This window comes from Streptomyces sp. NPDC001599 (assembly GCF_042893535.1).
In the GTDB taxonomy this organism is placed as follows: Bacteria; Actinomycetota; Actinomycetes; order Streptomycetales; family Streptomycetaceae; genus Streptomyces.
On the sequence record NZ_JBIAVA010000003.1, the window covers coordinates 187105 to 206606 of the forward strand.

At 72.5% G+C, this 19502-nt stretch carries 17 protein-coding genes; 12 read left to right on the forward strand and 5 right to left on the reverse strand.

Going from position 1 to position 19502, the window contains the following annotated elements; all coding sequences use genetic code 11:
- Positions 1-331 precede the first annotated feature (331 nt).
- The 3 genes from ACFYZ3_RS09600 to rmdA all read left to right on the forward strand — a co-directional run bounded on the left by ACFYZ3_RS09600 (position 332) and on the right by rmdA (position 4461).
- On the forward strand, positions 332-1282 hold the full coding sequence (locus ACFYZ3_RS09600; protein ID WP_388515971.1) for an SCO0930 family lipoprotein: 951 nt from the start codon (positions 332-334) through the stop codon (positions 1280-1282).
- Between the two features lie 225 nt (positions 1283-1507).
- A complete protein-coding gene (locus ACFYZ3_RS09605) occupies positions 1508-2320 on the forward strand; it encodes an SAM-dependent methyltransferase (protein ID WP_388515044.1) in 813 nt (270 codons plus the stop codon).
- Entirely contained in the window at positions 2317-4461 is a 2145-nt protein-coding gene (rmdA, locus tag ACFYZ3_RS09610) for a cyclic Di-GMP phosphodiesterase RmdA (protein WP_388515045.1), read from the forward strand. The genes ACFYZ3_RS09605 and rmdA overlap by 4 nt, the downstream gene beginning before the upstream one ends.
- A gap of 44 nt (positions 4462-4505) precedes the next feature.
- Here the strand turns inward: rmdA and ACFYZ3_RS09615 are convergent, their stop codons facing one another.
- On the reverse strand, positions 4506-5342 hold the full coding sequence (locus ACFYZ3_RS09615) for a LysR family transcriptional regulator (protein ID WP_388515046.1): 837 nt from the start codon (positions 5340-5342) through the stop codon (positions 4506-4508).
- 179 nt (positions 5343-5521) lie between these two features.
- Between ACFYZ3_RS09615 and ACFYZ3_RS09620 the strand changes: the two genes are divergently transcribed.
- Positions 5522-6421: an NAD(P)H-binding protein gene (locus ACFYZ3_RS09620; RefSeq protein ID WP_388515047.1), complete on the forward strand. Its 900-nt coding sequence runs from the start codon at positions 5522-5524 to the stop codon at positions 6419-6421.
- 53 nt (positions 6422-6474) lie between these two features.
- Here ACFYZ3_RS09620 and ACFYZ3_RS09625 read toward each other — a convergent pair whose 3' ends face one another.
- Positions 6475-7359, reverse strand: coding sequence for a LysR family transcriptional regulator (locus ACFYZ3_RS09625; RefSeq protein WP_052842528.1), 885 nt, complete (start codon positions 7357-7359; stop codon positions 6475-6477).
- A gap of 131 nt (positions 7360-7490) precedes the next feature.
- On the opposite strand from ACFYZ3_RS09625, the gene ACFYZ3_RS09630 reads away from it, so the two are divergent.
- The 6 genes from ACFYZ3_RS09630 (at position 7491) to ACFYZ3_RS09655 (ending at position 13682) form a co-directional block, all read left to right on the forward strand.
- Positions 7491-8162, forward strand: a complete 672-nt coding sequence (locus ACFYZ3_RS09630) for a succinate dehydrogenase (protein WP_361015328.1) — start codon at positions 7491-7493, stop codon at positions 8160-8162.
- Position 8163: 1 nt separating this feature from the next.
- On the forward strand, positions 8164-10113 hold the full coding sequence (locus ACFYZ3_RS09635; protein WP_388515048.1) for a fumarate reductase/succinate dehydrogenase flavoprotein subunit: 1950 nt from the start codon (positions 8164-8166) through the stop codon (positions 10111-10113).
- Positions 10110-10859 (forward strand): succinate dehydrogenase/fumarate reductase iron-sulfur subunit, encoded by a 750-nt coding sequence (locus ACFYZ3_RS09640; protein ID WP_189748290.1) that lies wholly within the window; start codon positions 10110-10112, stop codon positions 10857-10859. Before ACFYZ3_RS09635 ends, ACFYZ3_RS09640 begins: the two co-directional genes overlap by 4 nt.
- A 199-nt stretch (positions 10860-11058) precedes the next feature.
- Positions 11059-11829: a GNAT family N-acetyltransferase gene (locus tag ACFYZ3_RS09645; protein WP_388515049.1), complete on the forward strand. Its 771-nt coding sequence runs from the start codon at positions 11059-11061 to the stop codon at positions 11827-11829.
- The gene (locus tag ACFYZ3_RS09650; protein WP_388515050.1) at positions 11829-12656 is read left to right on the forward strand and encodes a lysophospholipid acyltransferase family protein; all 828 of its coding nucleotides are present in this window, start codon (positions 11829-11831) and stop codon (positions 12654-12656) included. Before ACFYZ3_RS09645 ends, ACFYZ3_RS09650 begins: the two co-directional genes overlap by 1 nt.
- 72 nt (positions 12657-12728) lie before the next feature.
- Complete coding sequence (locus tag ACFYZ3_RS09655; protein WP_388515051.1) at positions 12729-13682, forward strand: DUF2382 domain-containing protein; 954 nt, start codon at positions 12729-12731, stop codon at positions 13680-13682.
- A gap of 45 nt (positions 13683-13727) precedes the next feature.
- Here ACFYZ3_RS09655 and ACFYZ3_RS09660 read toward each other — a convergent pair whose 3' ends face one another.
- Positions 13728-16073 (reverse strand): ATP-binding cassette domain-containing protein, encoded by a 2346-nt coding sequence (locus ACFYZ3_RS09660; RefSeq protein WP_388515052.1) that lies wholly within the window; start codon positions 16071-16073, stop codon positions 13728-13730.
- Positions 16074-16115: 42 nt separating this feature from the next.
- Positions 16116-17135 (reverse strand): LLM class flavin-dependent oxidoreductase, encoded by a 1020-nt coding sequence (locus ACFYZ3_RS09665; protein WP_388515053.1) that lies wholly within the window; start codon positions 17133-17135, stop codon positions 16116-16118.
- A gap of 70 nt (positions 17136-17205) precedes the next feature.
- Here ACFYZ3_RS09665 and ACFYZ3_RS09670 point away from each other — a divergent pair, with 70 nt between their 5' ends.
- Positions 17206-17697, forward strand: coding sequence for a hypothetical protein (locus tag ACFYZ3_RS09670; RefSeq protein WP_388515054.1), 492 nt, complete (start codon positions 17206-17208; stop codon positions 17695-17697).
- Between the two features lie 33 nt (positions 17698-17730).
- Here the strand turns inward: ACFYZ3_RS09670 and ACFYZ3_RS09675 are convergent, their stop codons facing one another.
- A complete protein-coding gene (locus tag ACFYZ3_RS09675) occupies positions 17731-17946 on the reverse strand; it encodes a dodecin (RefSeq protein ID WP_030399431.1) in 216 nt (71 codons plus the stop codon).
- Positions 17947-18196: 250 nt separating this feature from the next.
- Between ACFYZ3_RS09675 and ACFYZ3_RS09680 the strand changes: the two genes are divergently transcribed.
- The gene (locus tag ACFYZ3_RS09680; RefSeq protein WP_388515055.1) at positions 18197-19465 is read left to right on the forward strand and encodes an extracellular solute-binding protein; all 1269 of its coding nucleotides are present in this window, start codon (positions 18197-18199) and stop codon (positions 19463-19465) included.
- Positions 19466-19502 lie beyond the last annotated feature (37 nt).

The window sequence follows — 19502 nt, forward strand, 5'->3', positions numbered from 1 at the left end:
CAACGTCACCAGGGCCAACACCCGTCCGGCAGCGGCGGATCGGGTCGGTTCGGGTCCATGCACGACGCAGATCATGAAGCCTGGCGCACCGCCCCACACCCGAGTGCCCGGCGATTGCCCCGAAGGAGGGACATGGCCCCACCAGGGGTTTGACGGCGGCGGACCCGCCCGTGCCGGGGCCCGGAAACCTGTACGAGGCACCGCGCGCCGGTGGCGGACGGGAAGAAAACCCGCGACCGGTTGAACACAACGGGCTCCCCCGTGCGTACCCAGTGTCGTGCGGCGGCCCACCAGGGCGCCCCAACACCTTCGTGACGATCGGGGATTGACGATGAAGACCTCCTGGCGGAGCGCCTCACTCGTGGCGGGCGCCGCGGCGCTGCTGGCGCTGACGACGGCGTGCGGCCAGGACGGCGGCGGCGGTGCCACCGGCAGTCAGAACGTGGGCGCCACGGCCGCGCCCGGCGACGTCGGCGACCTCGGCACCGGCGCCGGTGACGGACTCGGTACCGGCGCGGGCGCCGGGCCGACCTCGGCGAGCGTGCCGGAGCCGGCGGGCAAGCTGTCCGTCGCGGCGAACGCTGAGATCGGCGATCTGGTGACCGACGGAGCGGGCCGTACCCTCTACCGCTTCGACGCCGACACCGCCGAACCGCCCAAGACCACCTGCGAGAACGACTGCGCCACCACCTGGCCGCCGGTCGCCGCGGACGATGCCCTCGCCGGCGAGGGCATCGACAAGGACCTGCTCGGCGAGGTCACCCGCCCCGACGGCACCAAGCAGCTGACGATCGGCGGCTGGCCCGCGTACCGCTACGCCAAGGACACCGCCGCCGGAGACGTCAAGGGCCAGGGCGTCGGCAAGAAGTGGTACGCGCTGGCAGCCGACGGCAAGAAGGCCAAGGCCGAGCCGGCCGCCGGGCTGTCCACCCGCGAGGACCCGAAGCTCGGCGAGATCGTCGTCGACAAGAACGGCATGACCGTCTACCGCTTCATGAAGGACGAGGCCTGGCCGAAGCCGGTGTCGGCCTGCACCGGCGTCTGCCTGGAGAAGTGGCCGGTCGTGGCGCCCGTCGAGGCGAACGACACCGAGGGCGTCGAGAAGAAGGGGCTGATGAGCTTCACCCGGCCCGACGGCGCCGCCCAGCAGACGATCGACTGCTGGCCCATCTACACCTTCGCCGGCGACAAGAAGGCCGGGGACACCAACGGTCAGGGCGTGGGCGGCACCTGGTACGCCGTCAAGCCCGACGGAAAGCCGGTCGGCGCGCCGAAGAAGTAGCGACCTCCCGCCCGCCGCCCTTCGGCGTCCGACCAGTGGACCGTCTCCTCCGTGCCCAGCGGAGGGGACGGTCCCGTTCGTGTGCTTTGGCATGCCTTCGCCCACGGCACGTGCCCCGGGCAGTGACCGGGAACGGACGGTCAATTTCCGTTTGGGCTCGCCCCTTTGGCGGGCGATCAGTAGCCTCAGCTCGAACACCGGACCGCCTATGCCTTGGAGAGCTAGATGGAGCGTCCCGCCTGGGCCCCTCGCAGCATCGACATCTCGGTGCCCAGCGTGTCCCGGATCTACGACTTCTACCTGGGCGGTTCGCACAACTTCGAGGTGGACCGCGAAGCGGCCCGCAGGGCCATGGAGTTCATGCCGGGGCTCCCCAAGATCATGCAGGCGAACCGGGCGTTCATGCGCCGCGCCGTGCGCTTCGCGGCCGGCCAGGGCATCGACCAGTTCCTCGACATCGGCTCCGGCATCCCCACCTTCGGCAACGTCCACGAGGTGGCCGGACGCAGCCGCCCCGGCTCCCGTGTGGTGTACGTGGACCACGACCCGGTGGCGGTCGCGCACAGCGAGGCCGTCCTGGCGGACCACGACGACGCGGACGTCGTGGCCGGGGACCTGCTCAAGCCGCGGGAGATCCTGGCCAGTCCCCAGGTGGAGCGGCTGATCGACCTGAATCGGCCGGTCGCCCTGCTGCTGGTTGCCATACTGCACTTCGTGGAAGACGAGGACGACCCGTACGCTGCGGTGGCCGAGCTGAGCGACGCGCTCGCGCCCGGCAGCCTGCTCGTCCTCACGCACGCCTCGTACGAGGGCGTCCCGCTGCCCGCCGAGCGGGCCGGGGGCGCGGTGGACGTGTACAAGGACATCCGCAATCCGCTGATCATGCGTTCGCGCGACGACATCGCGCGGTTCTTCGAGGGGTACGACATGGTGGAACCCGGACTGGTTCCGATGCCGCGCTGGAGGCCGGAGGGGGAGCCGGAGGAAGAGGACCCGTACGCGTTCTCCGGGTTCGCCGGCGTGGGGCGTACGGCGTGAGCGCCGAGCCGGACGGGCCGGAGGACAGGCTGCGGCGGTTCGCGACGATCTGGAGCCGGGCCGTGTTCCCGGTGACCTCGACGTCGTCCACCCGGCCCGAGTTCGAGGCGGAACTGCTGCCGCTGGCCCGCCGGCTGAGCGACGTGCTGCGCGCCCGGAGCTTCGACGCGGAGGAGGCCAGGGCGGTCGGCGCCGCCCTCGTCGACTCCCACTGCACCGACCCGGAGGCGCTCTCCCGGACGCTGGACTGCGTCGACGCCTACTTGGTGCTCTACTGCGGCGAGGACGGCGACCCGGAGGACCTGCGGGCCCGTTCGGCGCGGCTCCAGCACGCGATGGCGGCCGGGTTCGCCGGGGCGCTGCGGGCTCGTACCCTCGCCGAGCAGGAGGCCATCGCGCAGGCCGCCCTGAAGGCGCAGGGCGTGGTGGCCGAGGCCCTGCACGCCAGCGAGGCCCGCTTCCGCGCGGTCTTCGAGGGCGCCGCCATAGGCATCGGCATCGCCGACCTGGACGGCAACGTCCTCCAGGTCAACGAGGCGTTGATGCGCATGTTCGGCATCGCCGACCCCACGCTGGGCGGCCGCCGGGCCACCGAGTGGACGCACCCCGACGACGCGCCGCAGACCTGGCGGCTCTACGACGAGCTGGTGCGCGGCGAGCGCGAGCACTACCACGTGGAGAAGGCCTTCTACCGGCCCGACGGGACGGTCCTGTGGACCAACCTCACGGTCTCCCTGCTGCGCGACGCCGACGGCACCCCGCAGTACCAGCTCGCGCTGATGGAGGACACCACCGAGCGGCGGCTGCTCAACCTCCGGCTGCGCTACGAGGCCACGCACGACGCGCTCACCGGCCTGCCCAACCGCAGCTTCTTCTTCGAACGCCTGGAGAAGGCCCTGAACGCCGGTCCGGGCCAGCGCTTCGGCCTGTGCTACCTCGACCTCGACGGCTTCAAGACCGTCAACGACAGCCTCGGCCACGCGGCCGGCGACCGGCTGCTCGTGGAGGTCGCCGACCGCCTCCAGGCCTGCGCCACCGCGCCCGGCGAGATGGTGGCCCGGCTGGGCGGCGACGAGTTCGTGGCGCTGACCACCGGTCCGGACACCCGCCGCGAGGTCGACGAGCTGGCCGGCCGCATCATGAACGCGCTGCTCGCCCCGGTCAGCGTCGACGGCCGGGAACTGACCGTGCGCGGGAGTATCGGCATCGTCGAGGGCCCGGCGGGGGAGCGCAGCCCGGCCGAGGTGCTGCGCAGCGCCGACATCACCATGTACCGGGCCAAGTCGGCGGGCGGCAACCGCTTCGAGCTGGCCGACCCGGAGGCCGACGCCCGCGTCATCACCCGGCACGGGCTGACCACGGCGCTGCCCGCGGCCCTGGAGCGGGGCGAGTTCTTCATCGAGTACCAGCCGCTGGTCCACCTCGGCGACGGCAGTGTGCGCGGCGCCGAGGCGCTGGTGCGCTGGTTGCACCCGCAGCACGGGGTGCTCGGCCCGGACCGGTTCATCCCGCTCGCGGAGCACACCGGGCTGATCGTGCCGCTGGGCCGCTGGGTCCTGGAGCAGTCCGTGCGACAGGCTCGCCTCTGGCGGGAGCGGTACGGCGAGGGCGGCGCCGCGGGCCCGCTGCGCATCAACGTCAACCTCTCGCCCTGCCAGCTCACCCATCCCGGCCTGGTCCAGGACACCGTGGAGATCCTGGAGCGGACCGGCGTCGCGCCCGACGCGCTGTGCCTGGAGGTCACCGAGTCGGCGCTGATCGGCGCGGACGACGACCTGCTGAAACCGCTGCGCCGACTGGCCGAGATGGGCGTCGACATCGCCCTGGACGACTTCGGCACCGGCTACTCCAACCTCGCCAACCTGCGCCGGCTGCCGGTGAGCGTCCTCAAGCTGGACCGCTCGTTCACGCAGAGCATGCAGCAGTTCCCGGCCGACCCCGTCGACCTGAAGATCGTCGAGGGGATCGTCGCCCTGGCCCACAGCCTGGACCTCGCGGTCACCGTGGAGGGTGTGGAGACCGGCGCCCAGGCCGAGCAACTGCGCATACTGGGCTGCGACACGGCCCAGGGCTGGTACTACGCCCGCCCGGGCCCACCGGAACGGCTGCACGAACTGGCCCTGGTCGACGCGACGGGCTGAGCGGGGCCACTGCCCGGCTCACGGCCTGTGACGGGCGGCTCGGCTCAGGCTCCGTCACGGGCCGTCTCGGCGATCTCCGTGGCCACGCGGACCAGGGCCGCGGTCGCCGTCGAGCGCGACTGCCGGGGCCAGGCGAGGGACAGGACGACCGGCGGGGCGTCCAGGACCGGACGGTAGGCGACGCCCGGGCGTGGGTAGCGGTCGGTCACCGACGCGGGAAGCAGGGTGACGACCTTGCCGAGGGAGACGGCCGTGAGTACCTGGGCCAGGTCGTCGTGGCCGCGCCGCGCCTCGTCGATGTGCCGTTCCACGCTGCCCGCGTCGAGACCCAGGTCGGCCAGCTCCAGCCGGTCGCGGGCGGCGAGCGGGTGGTCCGCGGCGAGGACGGCGACGCGCGGTTCGGCGGCCAGTGTCTCGGTGTCGAGGCCGGTCCCGTCGAACGGCGCGTGGACCAGGGCGACGTCCGCCTCGCCGGCGCGCAGCAGCCGCGGCTGCTCCTGCCACCCGCACAGCCGGACGGCGACCGGCACGGACCCCGGCTCCGACGTGTAGCGGGCGAGGATCGGCTCCAGCAGGCCCGCGTCCCCGTCGGCCTTCACGGCCAGCACCAGCTTCGGCCCCTCGGCCGCCCGTATGGCCCGCCGCCCGGCGGCCTCCAGGGCGTCCAGCGCGACGCGCGCCTCGGCGAGCAGCACGTCCCCGGCCGGGGTCCGGGTGACACTGTGGGTGGTCCGCACGAACAGGGTGACGCCCAGCTCCGTCTCCAGGCGGCGGATCGCCCGGGACAGGGGCGGCGGAGAGATGCCCAGCCGCTCGGCGGCGCGCGCGAAGTTGAGCTCCTCGGCGACCGCCACGAAGTAGCGCAGGGGACGCGACTCCATGCCCACCTCCTCCGATGCCGCCCGGTATTGCCCTCAGGGTAACAAGCGGGACCCGATCGGTCCTTCAGTTCCGGCCGCCCCGCGAACAGGATGGGAAAGCGCCGGAGAGCGAACGGCAGCAGGCCTCCCCGCCCCGCGCGCACCCCTCTCTTCTCCCTCCCCGAACCGGAGTTGTGCTCGTGATCGTCATCACCACCCCGACCGGCGGCATCGGCCGACAGGTCCTCGACAACGTCCTGGACGGCCTCGACGCCCGGGACGACGGGACCGCCCTGCGCGTCATCGCCCGCGATCCCGGCCGGCTCACCGCACGGGCCCGGGAGCGCGCCCAGGTTTTCCGGGGCTCGCACGCCGACCCCGAGGTCCTGGGCGCGGCCTGCGACGGTGCCGACCAGGTGTTCTGGCTGGTGCCGCCCGCGCCCGGCGCCGACAGCGTCGAGGGCCACTTCCGCGAGTTCACGCTGCCGCTGTGCGAGGCGGTCGCGCGGCAGGGCCTCGCACGGGTCGTCGCCGTCTCCAGCCTGGGACGCGGCGTGGCCAAGGACGCTGGACCGATCTCCGCCTCGCTCGCCATGGACGACCGGATCGCGGCCACCGGCGTGCACTACCGGGCGCTGTGCCCGCCCTTCCTGATGGAGAACCTGCTCGGGCAGGCGGCCGCGCTGCGCGACACGGGCGAGTTCCGCATGGCGTACGCCGCCGACCGCGTCCTGCGCACCTGCGCCACCGCCGACATCGCCGCCACGGCCGCCCGCCTGCTCCTCGACGACTCCTGGACCGGCCGCGCCGACGTCCCGCTCGTCGGCCCCGACGACCTCACCCCGGAGGGCATGGCCGAGGTGCTGTCCGACGTGCTGGGTCGTCCGGTACGGGTACGGGAGACCACCCCGGAGGCGTACAAGGCCTCCGCCCTGAGGTTCGGGGCGAGCGAGGGCGGGGCGCAGGGCCTGGCCGACATGGCCTCGGCGATGGACGCCCAGGGCTTCTACGGCGCGGCCGAGCCCAGCACCCCGGACACCGCGCCCACGAGCTTCCGCCGCTGGTGCGAGGAGGTCCTCAGGCCGGCCACGCTCGCCTGACGGTCCAGGACGGTCCAGGACGGTTCAGGACGGTTCGGGACGGTCCGGGACCGTCATCGCTCCAGCAGCATCCGCTGCAGCTCCCGCGCCGCCCGCGGCGGAGCCACGTCGCTGCGGTGGGCCAGGGCGATGGTCCGGTGCAGACCGGGCCGGGCCAGCGGGGTCACCCGCAGTCCGCGCCCGGAGCGGGCGGCCACCATCCGCGGGACGACCGCCATGCCGAGCCCGGCCCGCACGAAGCCCAGCACCGCGTCCATCTCCCCGCCCTCCACGGCGAAGTCCGGCTCGAACCCGGCCGAGCGGCACGCGGCCACGGTCAGCTCCCGCAGGTCGTAGCCGTGCCGGAACATCACCAGGCGCTCGCCCTCCAGGTCGGTGATGCGCACGGCACGGCGCCCGCCGCCCGGCCGGGGCGACTCCGGGGAGGACACCACCACCAGGTCCTCGCGCAGCAGCTCCACCGTGGTCAGCGCCGGTGAGGCGGTGGGCAGCGGCAGCACGACCAGGGCGAGGTCCAGCGCGCCGCGCGCCAGCTCCCGCACCAGGTCGTGCGAGCCGCCCTCCTCGATCAGGAGCTGGATGCCGGGATAGCGGTCGTGGAAGGCGCGCAGCACGTCCGGGAGCAGGCCGGTGCACAGGCTCGGGGTGGCGCCCAGCCTGACCCGGCCCCGGCGCAGCTGCGCCAGCTCCAGCACCTCGTGCCGGGCGGTGTCCGCGTCGGCCAGGATGCGCCGGGCCAGCGGCAGCAGCGCCTCCCCGGCGTCGGTGAGGGTGATGTTCCCGCGGGCCCGCAGGAACAGGTCGGCGCCCAGCTCCCGCTCCAGCGCCTTGATCTGCTGCGACAGCGAGGGCTGCGCCACGTGGACCACCTCGGCGGCCCGGGTGAAATGCCGGGTCTCGGCGACCGCCACGAAGTACTGGAGCTGTTGCAACTGCATATCCTGAGCATACGGCCTCGATAGGCAAGCCCTATGGAAACCAGGCGTTCCATGTCTTGGACCGATGAGGTACCGGCCCCGTAACGTCCTGTGACATGGCTCTGGCAACGCGGACGGACCGACGGCCGTCCATGGCGCGCACCGTGTGGGACTCGACCGTCGGCAAGAAGACAGTGATGGCGGTCAGCGGTCTCGTCATGCTGCTCTACCTGGTCGCCCACATGATCGGGAACCTGAAGATCTACTTCGGGGTCGAGGAGTTCAACCACTACGCCCACTGGCTGCGCACGGTCGGCGAGCCGTTCATGCACTACGAGTGGACGCTCTGGCTGATCCGCGTCGTGCTGGTGGTCGCCGTCGTCGCCCACGCCGTCTCCGCGTACCAGCTCAGCCGCCGCGACATCAGGGCGCGGCCCAGCAAGTACGTGCACAAGAAGGCCCGTTCCAGCTACGCGACGCGCACCATGCGCTGGGGCGGGATCATCCTCGGCCTGTTCATCGTCTGGCACATCCTCGACCTGACCACCGGCACCGTGCACTCGGGCGGCTTCGAGACCGGCAAGCCCTACCAGAACGTCGTGGACACCTTCTCCACCTGGTACGGCAACGTCATCTACATCGTCGCGATGCTCGCCCTCGGACTGCACATCCGGCACGGCTTCTGGAGCGCCGCCCAGACCCTCGGCGCCGGCAGCCGCACCCGCGACCGCGCCCTGAAGACGACCGCGAACGTCCTCGCGCTGCTGCTCACGATCGGTTTCATCGCCGTACCCGTGGGCGTCATGACCGGAGTGGTGAGCTGACATGACAACCTACGCCGACTACACGACCGGAGCGCCGGTCGCCGACACCAAGGCCCCCGCCGGACCCGTCAACGAGCGCTGGGACACGCGCCGTTTCGAGGCGAAGCTGGTCAACCCCGCCAACCGGCGCGGCAAGACCGTCATCGTCGTCGGCACCGGCCTCGCGGGCGGCTCCGCGGGCGCGACGCTGGCCGAACAGGGCTACCACGTCGTCCAGTTCTGCTACCAGGACTCCCCGCGCCGGGCCCACTCCATCGCCGCGCAGGGCGGCATCAACGCGGCGAAGAACTACCGCAACGACGGCGACTCGATCCACCGCCTGTTCTACGACACCGTCAAGGGCGGCGACTTCCGGTCCCGCGAGTCCAACGTGCACCGGCTGGCGCAGATCTCGATCGAGATCATCGACCAGTGCGTGGCGCAGGGTGTGCCCTTCGCCCGCGAGTACGGCGGTCTGCTCGACACCCGCTCCTTCGGCGGTGTGCAGGTCTCCCGCACCTTCTACGCCCGCGGGCAGACGGGCCAGCAGCTGCTGCTCGGCGCCTACCAGGCGCTCAGCCGGCAGATCGCGGCCGGGAACATCGAGATGCACGCCCGCACCGAGATGCTCGACCTGATCGTGGTGGACGGCCGGGCCCGCGGCATCGTCGCCCGGGACCTGATCACCGGGAAGATCGACACCTACTACGCGGACGCCGTCGTCCTGGCCAGCGGCGGCTACGGCAACGTTTTCTACCTCTCCACCAACGCCATGAACTCCAACGCGACCGCGATCTGGCGGGCGCACCGGCGCGGTGCCTACTTCGCCAACCCCTGCTTCACGCAGATCCACCCGACCTGCATCCCGCGCACCGGCGACCACCAGTCCAAGCTGACCCTGATGAGCGAGTCGCTGCGCAACGACGGCCGGATCTGGGTGCCGAAGGCCAAGGGCGACGACCGTCCCGCCAACAAGATCCCCGAGGACGAGCGCGACTACTACCTGGAGCGCATCTACCCGTCCTTCGGCAACCTGGTCCCGCGTGACATCGCCTCCCGCGCCGCGAAGAACGTCTGCGACGAGGGCAGGGGAGTGGGCCCCGGCGGCCAGGGCGTCTACCTGGACTTCGCCGACGCGATCAAGCGCATGGGGCGCAAGGCCGTCGAGGCCAAGTACGGCAACCTCTTCGACATGTACCAGCGGATCACCGACGAGGACCCGTACCGGGTGCCCATGCGGATCTACCCCGCCGTGCACTACACGATGGGCGGACTGTGGGTCGACTACGACCTCCAGACCACCGTCCCCGGCCTGTTCGCGATCGGCGAGGCCAACTTCTCCGACCACGGCGCCAACCGGCTCGGCGCCTCCGCGCTGATGCAGGGCCTGGCCGACGGCTACTTCGTGCTGCCGGCCACCATCAACGACTACCTCGCCCGCACCCCCCACAAGGACGATGTGGACGACGACCACCCGGTGGTGCAGGAGGTGCTGGCCGAGACCGAGGACCGGCTCAACCTGCTGCTGTCCGTGGACGGCGACCGCACCCCGGACTCCTTCCACCGGGAACTGGGCGAGCTGATGTGGGAGTTCTGCGGCATGGCCCGCACCGACTCCGGCCTGCGCAAGGCCCTGGAGCGCATCCCGCAGATCCGCGAGGAGTTCTGGCGGCGCATCAAGGTGCCCGGCACCGGCGAGGAGTTCAACCAGTCGCTGGAGAAGGCCAACCGCATCGTCGACTACCTGGAACTCGCCGAGCTGATGTGCCTCGACGCACTGCACCGCGCCGAGTCCTGCGGCGGCCACTTCCGCGAGGAGTCCCAGACCCCCGACGGCGAGGCGGCCCGCAGGGACGACGAGTTCGGCTACGCCGCCGCCTGGGAGTTCACCGGCACCGGCGACGCCCCCACCCTGCACAAGGAAGACCTGGTCTTCGAGTACGTCCACCCCACCCAGCGGAGCTACGCATGAAGCTCACCCTGCGCGTCTGGCGGCAGAAGAACGCCGACGCCGACGGCGCCATGTCCACGTACCAGGTGGACGGAATCTCCAGCGACATGTCCTTCCTGGAGATGCTCGACACCCTCAACGAGGAGCTCATCCTCAAGGGCGAGGACCCGGTCGCCTTCGACCACGACTGCCGCGAGGGCATCTGCGGCGCCTGCTCACTGGTCATCAACGGCGACGCCCACGGCCCCGAGCGCACCACCACCTGCCAACTGCACATGCGGTCCTTCCAGGACGGCGACACCATCGACATCGAGCCGTGGCGGGCCTCCGCCTTCCCGGTCGTCAAGGACCTGGTCGTCGACCGCTCGGCCTTCGACCGGATCATCCAGGCCGGCGGCTACATCACCGCGCCCACCGGTGCCGCGCCGGAGGCGCACGCCACGCCGGTGCCGAAGCCGGACGCCGACCTCGCCTTCGAGCACGCGGAGTGCATCGGCTGCGGCGCGTGCGTCGCCGCGTGCCCGAACGGCGCGGCGATGCTGTTCACCTCCGCGAAGGTGAACCACCTGAACGTCCTGCCGCAGGGCGCGCCCGAGCGGGAGACGCGGGTGCTGGACATGGTCGGGCAGATGGACGCGGAGGGCTTCGGCGGCTGCACGCTCACCGGCGAGTGCGCGACGGCGTGCCCGAAGGGCATTCCCCTGGTGTCCATCACCAGCATGAACAAGGAGTGGCTGCGGGCCACGCGCAAGGTGGCCAAGAAGTAGCCCTCAGGACGTTCGCCGTCAGGTGCGGACGGGCGGGGCCGGGAGAGGTGCTCCTCCCGGCCCCGTCTCGCATGCGCTCCCGGCATTCAGGAAGCGCACATCCGCGCTCCCGGCAGTCGTCATGTGCAGTACAGCCGGCGTCGGAAGAACTGGGACGAGCCGTCCCCACGACCCCGTTCTCACGACCAGGAGAGCACCCATGACCGGCGTACTGACCGCTGACCGTCCCCCGAAGCCCGCCGCTCCCCGCCGCTACACCGTCGCCCTCGCCCGCGACGAGGACGACGTGCGGGCCGCGCAGCGGCTGCGGCACGACGTGTTCGCCGGGGAGATGGGCGCGCTGCTGGCGAGCCCGCAGCCCGGGTACGACGTCGACCCCTTCGACGCCTACTGCGACCACCTGCTCGTGCGCGAGGAGACGACCGGGCAGGTCGTCGGAACCTACCGGCTGCTGCCGCCGGAGCGCGCGGCGGTCGCCGGACGGCTGTACGCGGAGAGCGAGTTCGACCTCACGTCCCTGGACGCGATCCGGCCCTCCCTGGTCGAGGTCGGCCGGTCCTGTGTGCACCCCGACCACCGGGACGGCGCCGTCATCGGACTCGTCTGGGCAGGCATAGCCCGCTACATGACCGACCGCGGCCACGCGTGGCTGGCCGGTTGCTGCTCGCTCCCCCTCGCCGACGGCGGGGCCCTCGCCGCCGGTGCCTGGGACCGGGTGCGGACCAAGCACCTGGCGCCCGAGGAGTACCGGGTACGGCCGCTGCTGCCGTGGGTCCCGCGCCCGGCGGCGCCCGCCGCCCGCCCCGAGCTGCCGGCACTGCTGCGCGGCTACCTCCGGCTGGGCGCCTGGGTCTGCGGGGAACCCGCGCACGACGTGGACTTCGGCGTCGCGGACCTGTACGTGCTGCTGCCGATGAACCGGGTCGACCCGCGCTACCTGCGGCACTTCCTCTCGCTGGCCCCGGCCTGATGAGCGGCTGGCTGCCCCTCGCACCCTGCACCCCCGCCGCGTGCGTGGAACGGTCCCGGGCCGCGGCGGCCGTACCGCGCGCCGTGCTGCGCCTCACCGCGGTCGCCGTGCTGCTCCTCGCCGGGATCGCCGTCGTGCTGGCCCCCTCCGGCCTGCGGCGCAGGCTGCCCGCGGTCCTGGTGCGGCGCTGGTGCCGGTGGGTGGTGCGGGCCGCGGGCGTCCAAGTCCGCGTCACGGGGGCCGCCGTCCCCGGCGGCGGGCTGCTCCTCGTCGCCAACCACGTCTCCTGGCTCGACATCCCGCTGCTGGCCGCCGTACGCCCCGCGAGGATGCTGGCCAAGAGCGACATCCGGCGCTGGCCGGTGGTGGGCGGGCCGACGGCGCGCGCCGGAGTGCTGTTCATCGAACGGGACCGGCCGCGGGCCCTGCCGGGCACGGTCGACGCGATCGCGCGGGCCCTGCGCGGGGGCGCCGCGGTGGCCGCCTTCCCCGAGGGCAGCACCTGGTGCGGACGGGCCCACGGAACCTTCCGCCGGGCGGTCTTCCAGGCCGCCCTGGACGCCGGGGTGCCGGTCCAGCCGGTCCGGATCCGCTACCGGGCCGGGGAGGGAGCGGTGAGCACGACGCCCGCGTTCGTCGGCGTGGACACGCTGCTCGCCTCCCTGTGGCGGGTGGCGTCGGCGCGCGGACTGACCGCCGAGGTGGAGGTGAGGCCGCTCGTACCACCCGGCCGCCACCGTGACCGCCGCGCCCTGGCCCGGGCCACCGAGCACGCGGTCCACGGTGACCAGGGGAAAGCACCTTCGAAAAGTATGTGTGCTTTGTGAGGTTTGTGCCGTTTCCATACCGCCGGATGCGGACAACCGGAAGGCAGGCACTCGAAAGGAGGGTGATGGCAGATGATCACCCGTGAAGAGATCGCCAACGTCCTGGACCAACCGGTCTACGACGGTGACGGCAACAAGATCGGCGACGCGAAGCATGTCTTCTTCGACGACATGACCGGGCGCCCCGAGTGGGTGAGCGTCAAGACGGGCATGTTCGGCTCCACCGAGTCCTTCGTGCCCATCCGGGACGCCGCACTGGTGCAGGACCACCTCGAGGTTCCCTACGGCAAGGACCAGGTCAAGGGCGCGCCCTCTGTCGACGTCGACGCGGGCGGCCATCTGTCGGAGACCGAGGAGCACCGGCTCTACGACTACTACGGCATCAACTGGGACAGCGTGCTGTCCGAGGCCGAGCGCACCGACGACGGCCGCTTCGCCGCGGGACCGGGCACGGCGGGCGCTGCCGGAGCCGCGGGAGCCGCCGGAGCGGCGGGTGCCGCGGGCATGGCAGGCCGGACCGGCGAGGCCGGCGGGAAGGACATGCGCGGCACCGCCGGGACCGCGGGCGGCATGACCGGCCGCAAGGGCGCCAAGGAACGCGAGGGCATGCGCGGCGACGAGGCCATGACCCGCTCCGAGGAGCAGATGCACGTCGGTGTCGAACGGCACGAGTCGGGCCGGGCCAGGCTGCGCAAGTACGTGGTCACGGAAGAGGTCCAGCAGACCGTTCCGGTGACCCACGAGGAAGTGCGCGTGGTGCGCGAGCCCATCACGGACGCCAACCGTGGCGAGGCCCTGGCCGGGCCGGAGATCAGCGAGGCCGAGCACGAGGTCACGCTGCACGCGGAACGCCCCGTCGTGGAGACGGAGACGGTGCCGGTGGAGCGGGTCCGGATGACCACGGAGGAGCACACGGAGAACGAGACGGTGCGCGGCCAGGTCCGCAAGGAGCGCATCGAGGCCGAGACCGAGTCCTTCACGGAGGACGAGACGGGCCGGGGCGGCAAGCGGCGGGGCCGCGAGTGACCGTCCCCCGTCGTCAGCGCGGGACCGTGCGCCGGTGAACGGACTTCACCGGCGCTTCCCGCCGTCCAGGGCCCGCGCCAGATAGGGCGCGGTGGCACTCTCCCGGGCGTGCGCCACCTCGGCCGGCGACCCCGCGGCGACGATCCGGCCGCCCGCGTCCCCGCCGCCCGGCCCCAGGTCGATCACGTGGTCGGCCCCTGCCACCACGCTCATGTCGTGCTCGACCACGACCACCGTGTGCCCGGCGTCCACCAGACCGTGCAGCTGGCGCATCAGCACCTCGACGTCGGCCGGGTGCAGACCGGTCGTGGGCTCGTCGAGCAGGTACAGGGTGTGGCCACGGCGGCCCCGCTGAAGCTCACCGGCGAGCTTGATGCGCTGCGCCTCGCCGCCGGACAGTTCGGTCGCGGGCTGGCCGAGCCGCAGGTAGCCCAGACCGACGTCCAGCAGGGCGGCCAGGGCGCGGGCCACCACCGGCGTGTCCGCGAAGAACTCCGCCGCGCCCTCCACCGTCAGGTCCAGCACCTCGGCGATGTTCCGCCCCCGGTGGGCCACTTCGAGGGTCTCCGGGTTGTAGCGGGCCCCGCCGCAGTCCGGGCACGGCGCGTACGTGCTCGGCAGGAACAGCAGCTCGACGCTGACGAAACCCTCGCCCTGGCAGGTCTCGCAGCGCCCGCCCGGCACGTTGAAGGAGAACCGGCCCACGCCGTAACCACGCTCCCGCGCGCGGTCGGTGGCGGCGAAGACCTTGCGCACGACGTCGAACAGGCCCGTGTAGGTGGCCAGGTTGGAGCGCGGGGTGCGGCCGATCGGCCGCTGGTCGACCGAGACCAGCCGGTCCACCCCCGCGAGGTCCTCCGTGACCTCGCCGACCAGCGTCGACTTCCCCGAGCCGGACACACCCGTCACCGCGGTCAGCACCCCGAGCGGGAACCGCGCGGTCACCCCGCGCAGGTTGTGCCGGGTCACCGGACCCACCGTGACCGTGCCGCGCGGGGTGCGCGGCTCGCGGGCCGGTGCGGGGGAGCGGTCGAACAGGTGACGGGCGGTGGCGGACCCGGCGACCTCGGCGAGCCCGTCGACCGGGCCGCTGTACAGCACCTGCCCGCCGTGCTCCCCGGCCAGCGGACCGACGTCCACGATCCAGTCGGCGCCCCGCATCACACCGAGGTGGTGCTCCACCACGAACACCGAGTTGCCGGCCGCCTTCAGCCGTTCAAGCACCGTCAGGAGCGCCTCCGTGTCGGCCGGGTGCAGACCCGCGGAGGGCTCGTCGAGGACGTACACGACGCCGAACAGCCCGGAGCGCAGCTGGGTCGCCAGGCGCAGCCGCTGCAACTCGCCCGCCGACAGAGTGGGGGTGGGCCGATCCAGACTCAGATAGCCGAGCCCCAGCTCCACGACGGGCGCGATCCGGGACGTGAGGTCCTCGGTCAGCACCCTGGCCGTCTCGCCCTCCGTCGGCAGCAGGCCGGGCAGCTCGGCGAGCGGCAGCGCGGCCAGCTCGGCGACGCTGCGGCCGCCGACGGTCACCGCGAGCGCCTCGGCCCGCAGCCTGCCGCCGCCGCACACCGGGCAGGGCGCGCTGGTCAGGAAGCGCTCCGCCTTGGCCCGCAGCGTGGCGCTCTTCGAGTCCGCGAACGTCTTCAGCACGTAGCGCCGGGCGCTCATGTACGTGCCCTGGTACGGCCGCTGGATGCGTCCCGCGTCCCGCACCGGGTGGACCGTGACCACCGGCTGCTCGTCGGTGAACAGGATCCACTCCCGCGCTTCGGCGGACAGCTCCCGCCAGGGCCGGTCCACGTCGTACCCGAGCGCGTCGAGCACGTCCCGAAGGTTCTTGCCCTGCCACGCGCCCGGCCACGCGGCGATCGCCCCGTCCCGGACGGACAGCGACGGATCCGGGACCAGCAGCTCCTCGGTCGTGCGGTGCACCCGGCCGAGTCCGTGGCACTCCGGGCAGGCCCCGGCCGCCGTGTTCGGCGAGAACGCGTCGGAGTCCAGCCGCTCGGCGCCCGGCGGGTACGCGCCGGCGCGGGAGAAGAGCATCCGCAGGGAGTTGGAGAGGTTGGTGACCGTCCCCACCGAGGAGCGGGAGGTCGGCGTCGCCCGCCGCTGCTGGAGCGACACGGCGGGCGGCAGCCCGGTGATCCCGCCGACCTTGGGTGCGCCGACCTGGTGGATCAACCGCCGGGCGTAGGGCGCGACCGACTCGAAGTAGCGGCGCTGCGCCTCCGCGTAGACCGTCCCGAAGGCCAGCGACGACTTCCCCGATCCGGAGACGCCCGTGAACACCGCCACCACGTCGCGGGGGACGTCCACGTCGACGCCCTTGAGGTTGTGCTCGCGGGCGTCGCGCACGCGCACGTACGGGTCGTGGGGGCTGTGCATCGCGGGTGGCTCCGTACGGTGGGTGGGACAAACCCCGCGATTCTACGCCGGGGCGCCGAGCGGCCCCGTACCGGTGACACGGGCGAGCCGCCGGTAGGAGTCGAGCAGCGCGGCACGGTCGTACGTGCTGGTGGTGACCAGCACCTCCTGCGCGCCCGTCTCTTTCACCAGCGTCTCCAGCTCGTCGGCGACCTGCTCCTCGGTGCCGGTGATGTGGCCGGCGAGGCCCGCCTCGTACAGGTCGCGCTCCTTGCCGGTCATGGACCGGGCCTCGACCTCCTCGGCCGTCGGCAGCGCCGGGAAGGAGCCGCGCGTGCGGGCCTCGGCCATGGACCACGCCTCCGGGACCAGGAGCCGCCGGGCCGCCTCGGGCGTGGCGGCCACCGCGACGGTGCCGGAGACGACGACGTACGGCTCCTGGCTCCACTCGGAGGGGCGGAACGCGGCGCGGTAGCGGTCGATGCCGCGGCGCATCCGGTCCCGGTCGCGCAGGTCCCCGATGACCATCGGCAGGCCCGCACGGGCGGCGACGGCCGCGCCCTCGCCCATGGCGAGCACGAACGGCGGTACGGTCAGCCCCTCCGCGGGGCGCGCGTGCACGCCGGTGGGCGAGGTCCCGCGGAACCAGCCGAGCAGTTCGGCCAGTTGCGCCTCGAAGTCCTCGGCGTCGTCCTTCTCCCGGCCCAGCGCCCTGCGGACGCCGTCGGTGAAGCCCACCGAGCGGCCCAGCCCCATGTCGATCCGGCCGGGGAAGAGCGACTCCAGCACGCCGAACTGCTCGGCGACCACCAGCGGCCGGTGGTTGGGCAGCATCACGCCCCCGGTGCCGACGCGGATACGGCTCGTGGCCCCGGCCACGGCGGACGCGAGCACGGTCGGTGCCGATCCGGCCACTCCGGGCACGCCGTGGTGCTCCGCCACCCAGAACCGGTGGTAGCCGAGCCGCTCCGCCTCCCGGGCCAGCCGCACGGTGTCGCGCAGTGCCTCCCCGGCACTGCGGCCCGCCCGGATGCGGGAGCGGTCGAGGACGGAGAAGCGGGTGGCGGCGAGTACAGGGGTCACATCCTGTTCAACGCCCGCAGGCCGCACAGATTCCCGGTCCCGCCCCCGCGGCGCGCTCTAGGGTGGGCGGGTGAGCGACAGCAGCAGACCCCCGGTGGCCGTGTTCGACCTGGACAACACCCTCGCCGACACCGCGCACCGGCAGCGGTTCCTGGAGCGCAGGCCCCGTGACTGGGACGCCTTCTTCGCCGCCGCGCCGCACGATCCGCCGCTCACGGAGGGCATCGCGCTGGTGCGGGAGAGCGCGAAGGAGTGCGAGATCGTCTACCTCACCGGACGGCCCGAGCGCTGCCGGCGCGACACGCTCGACTGGCTGGCCGCGCACGGGTTGCCGGACGGCGCCGTGCACATGCGGGGCAACGCCGACCGCAGGCCCGCCCGGCGCACCAAGCTGGAGATCCTGCGGCGGCTCGCGCGGACCCGTGAGGTCCGGGTCCTGGTGGACGACGACGAGTTGGTCTGCGACGACGCCGAGCGGGCCGGATTCCCCGTGCTCCGGGCGCGCTGGGCGGCCCGGTCGGCCGAGCTGCGCGTGGCGCAGGAGCGCGAGGGCCGCACCTGAGGGACGTGGCCGCCGAAGGGGGCTTCGGGGCCGTCAGTCGGACTCCTCCAGGCGGAAGCCGAGCTTGAGGCCGACCTGCCAGTGCGCGACCTGCCCGTCCTCGATCTGGCCGCGCACCTGCGTCACCTCGAACCAGTCCAGCTTGCGCAGGGTCTGCGAGGCGCGCGTGATGGCGTTGCGGACGGCCTGGTCGACGCCGTCGGGCGAGGTGCCGACGACCTCGGTGACCCGGTAGGTGTGGTTCGACATGCGGTACTCCCTTCCACGGGGCAGCGGTGTGCCCTGCGTCACTCCACCGTGCCCCAAGACGGGACGGAGCGCGAGGCATCGGCGTTCGGGGTGGATACCCCCGGTACCTCCCCTTGACCTTTGTAATGGTCCATACCAAAATCCCAGACACCCGTTCGAGCCTCGGGCTCGTCCCCCACGTCGGGTCTCCCTTCGCGTGTGCAGGACACACCTGCCCGCGCCCTCTGTTCGTCAGTCAGAAGGACCCCTCGTGAGACGTCGCCTGCTCGCCCTTGTCTGTGTGTCCGCCACCGTGCTCAGCGGCTGCGGCCTGATCTCGCAGGACGGCGGGAACGAGCGGCACACCGTCACCGTGTGGCTGATGAAGGACAGCGCCTCGCAGGACTTCCTGAAGCGGTTCACCGAGGGCTTCGAGGCCGACCACCCCGACCTCGACCTGGACATCCGCATCCAGGAGTGGACCGGGATCGGAGACAAGGTGCAGGCCGCGCTGAAGGCCGACGGCACGGACGGCCCCGACGTCGTCGAGGTCGGCAACACCCAGGTCCCGCAGTACGCGGAGGGCGGCCGGCTGCAGGATCTGACCCTGGAGTCGATGCGCGACTGGGGCATCCGCGACTGGCTGCCGGGCCTCGCCGAACCGGGGCAGTGGATGTCCCAGCAGTTCGGCATCCCCTGGTACGCCGCCAACCGCGTCGTCATCTACCGCAAGGACCTCTTCGAGCAGGCCGGCATCAACGAGCCGCCCCGCACCCGCGAGGAGTGGCTCACCGCCACGGAGAAGCTCGACAAGAACGGCGACCAGGGCATCTACCTGGCCGGCCAGGACTGGTACACGCTCTCCGGATTCATCTGGGACGAGGGCGGCGAACTCGCCACCCAGGACGGCGAGGGCGGCGTCTGGACGGGCGCCCTGGACTCCGCGGCGGCCCTGCGCGGCATGGACTTCTACCGCGAACTGCAGGCCCTGGGCGACGGCCCGGTCGACGCCGACGAGGAACACCCCCCGCAGGCCGGGGTCTTCGCGAAGGGACAGGTCGCGCAGATCATCGCGGTGCCCGGCCAGGCCCAGTCCATCCTGCGCGAGAACCCCGAACTCAAGGGCAGGATCGGCTTCTTCCCCGTGCCCGGCAAGAGCGCCGACAAGCCCGGCGCGGTCTTCACCGGCGGGTCCGACCTCGTCGTCCCGAAGAACACCGACCAGGAGGACGGCGCCCGTGCCGTGGTCGAGGCGCTCGTGAGCACCAAGTGGAACACCGACCTGGCCCGCACCATGAACTACGTCCCCAACAAGAAGTCGCTCGCCGAGGACGTCTCCGGCGAGGAGGGGATCGAGGCCATGGCGACCGGTGCCGCACAGGGCCGGGCGACCCCCGGTACGCCCCGGTGGGGCGCGGTCGAGGCGGACAACCCGATCAAGGAGTACATGACGAACGTGCTCAAGGGGGCGAAAGCGAAGTCGGAGGCCCGCAAGGCCTCCGACCGCATCACCGAACTGCTGGACGTCAACACGCGCTGACCGACGGGCGCCGGGGGGCGGGTCCCGGCGCCCCGGA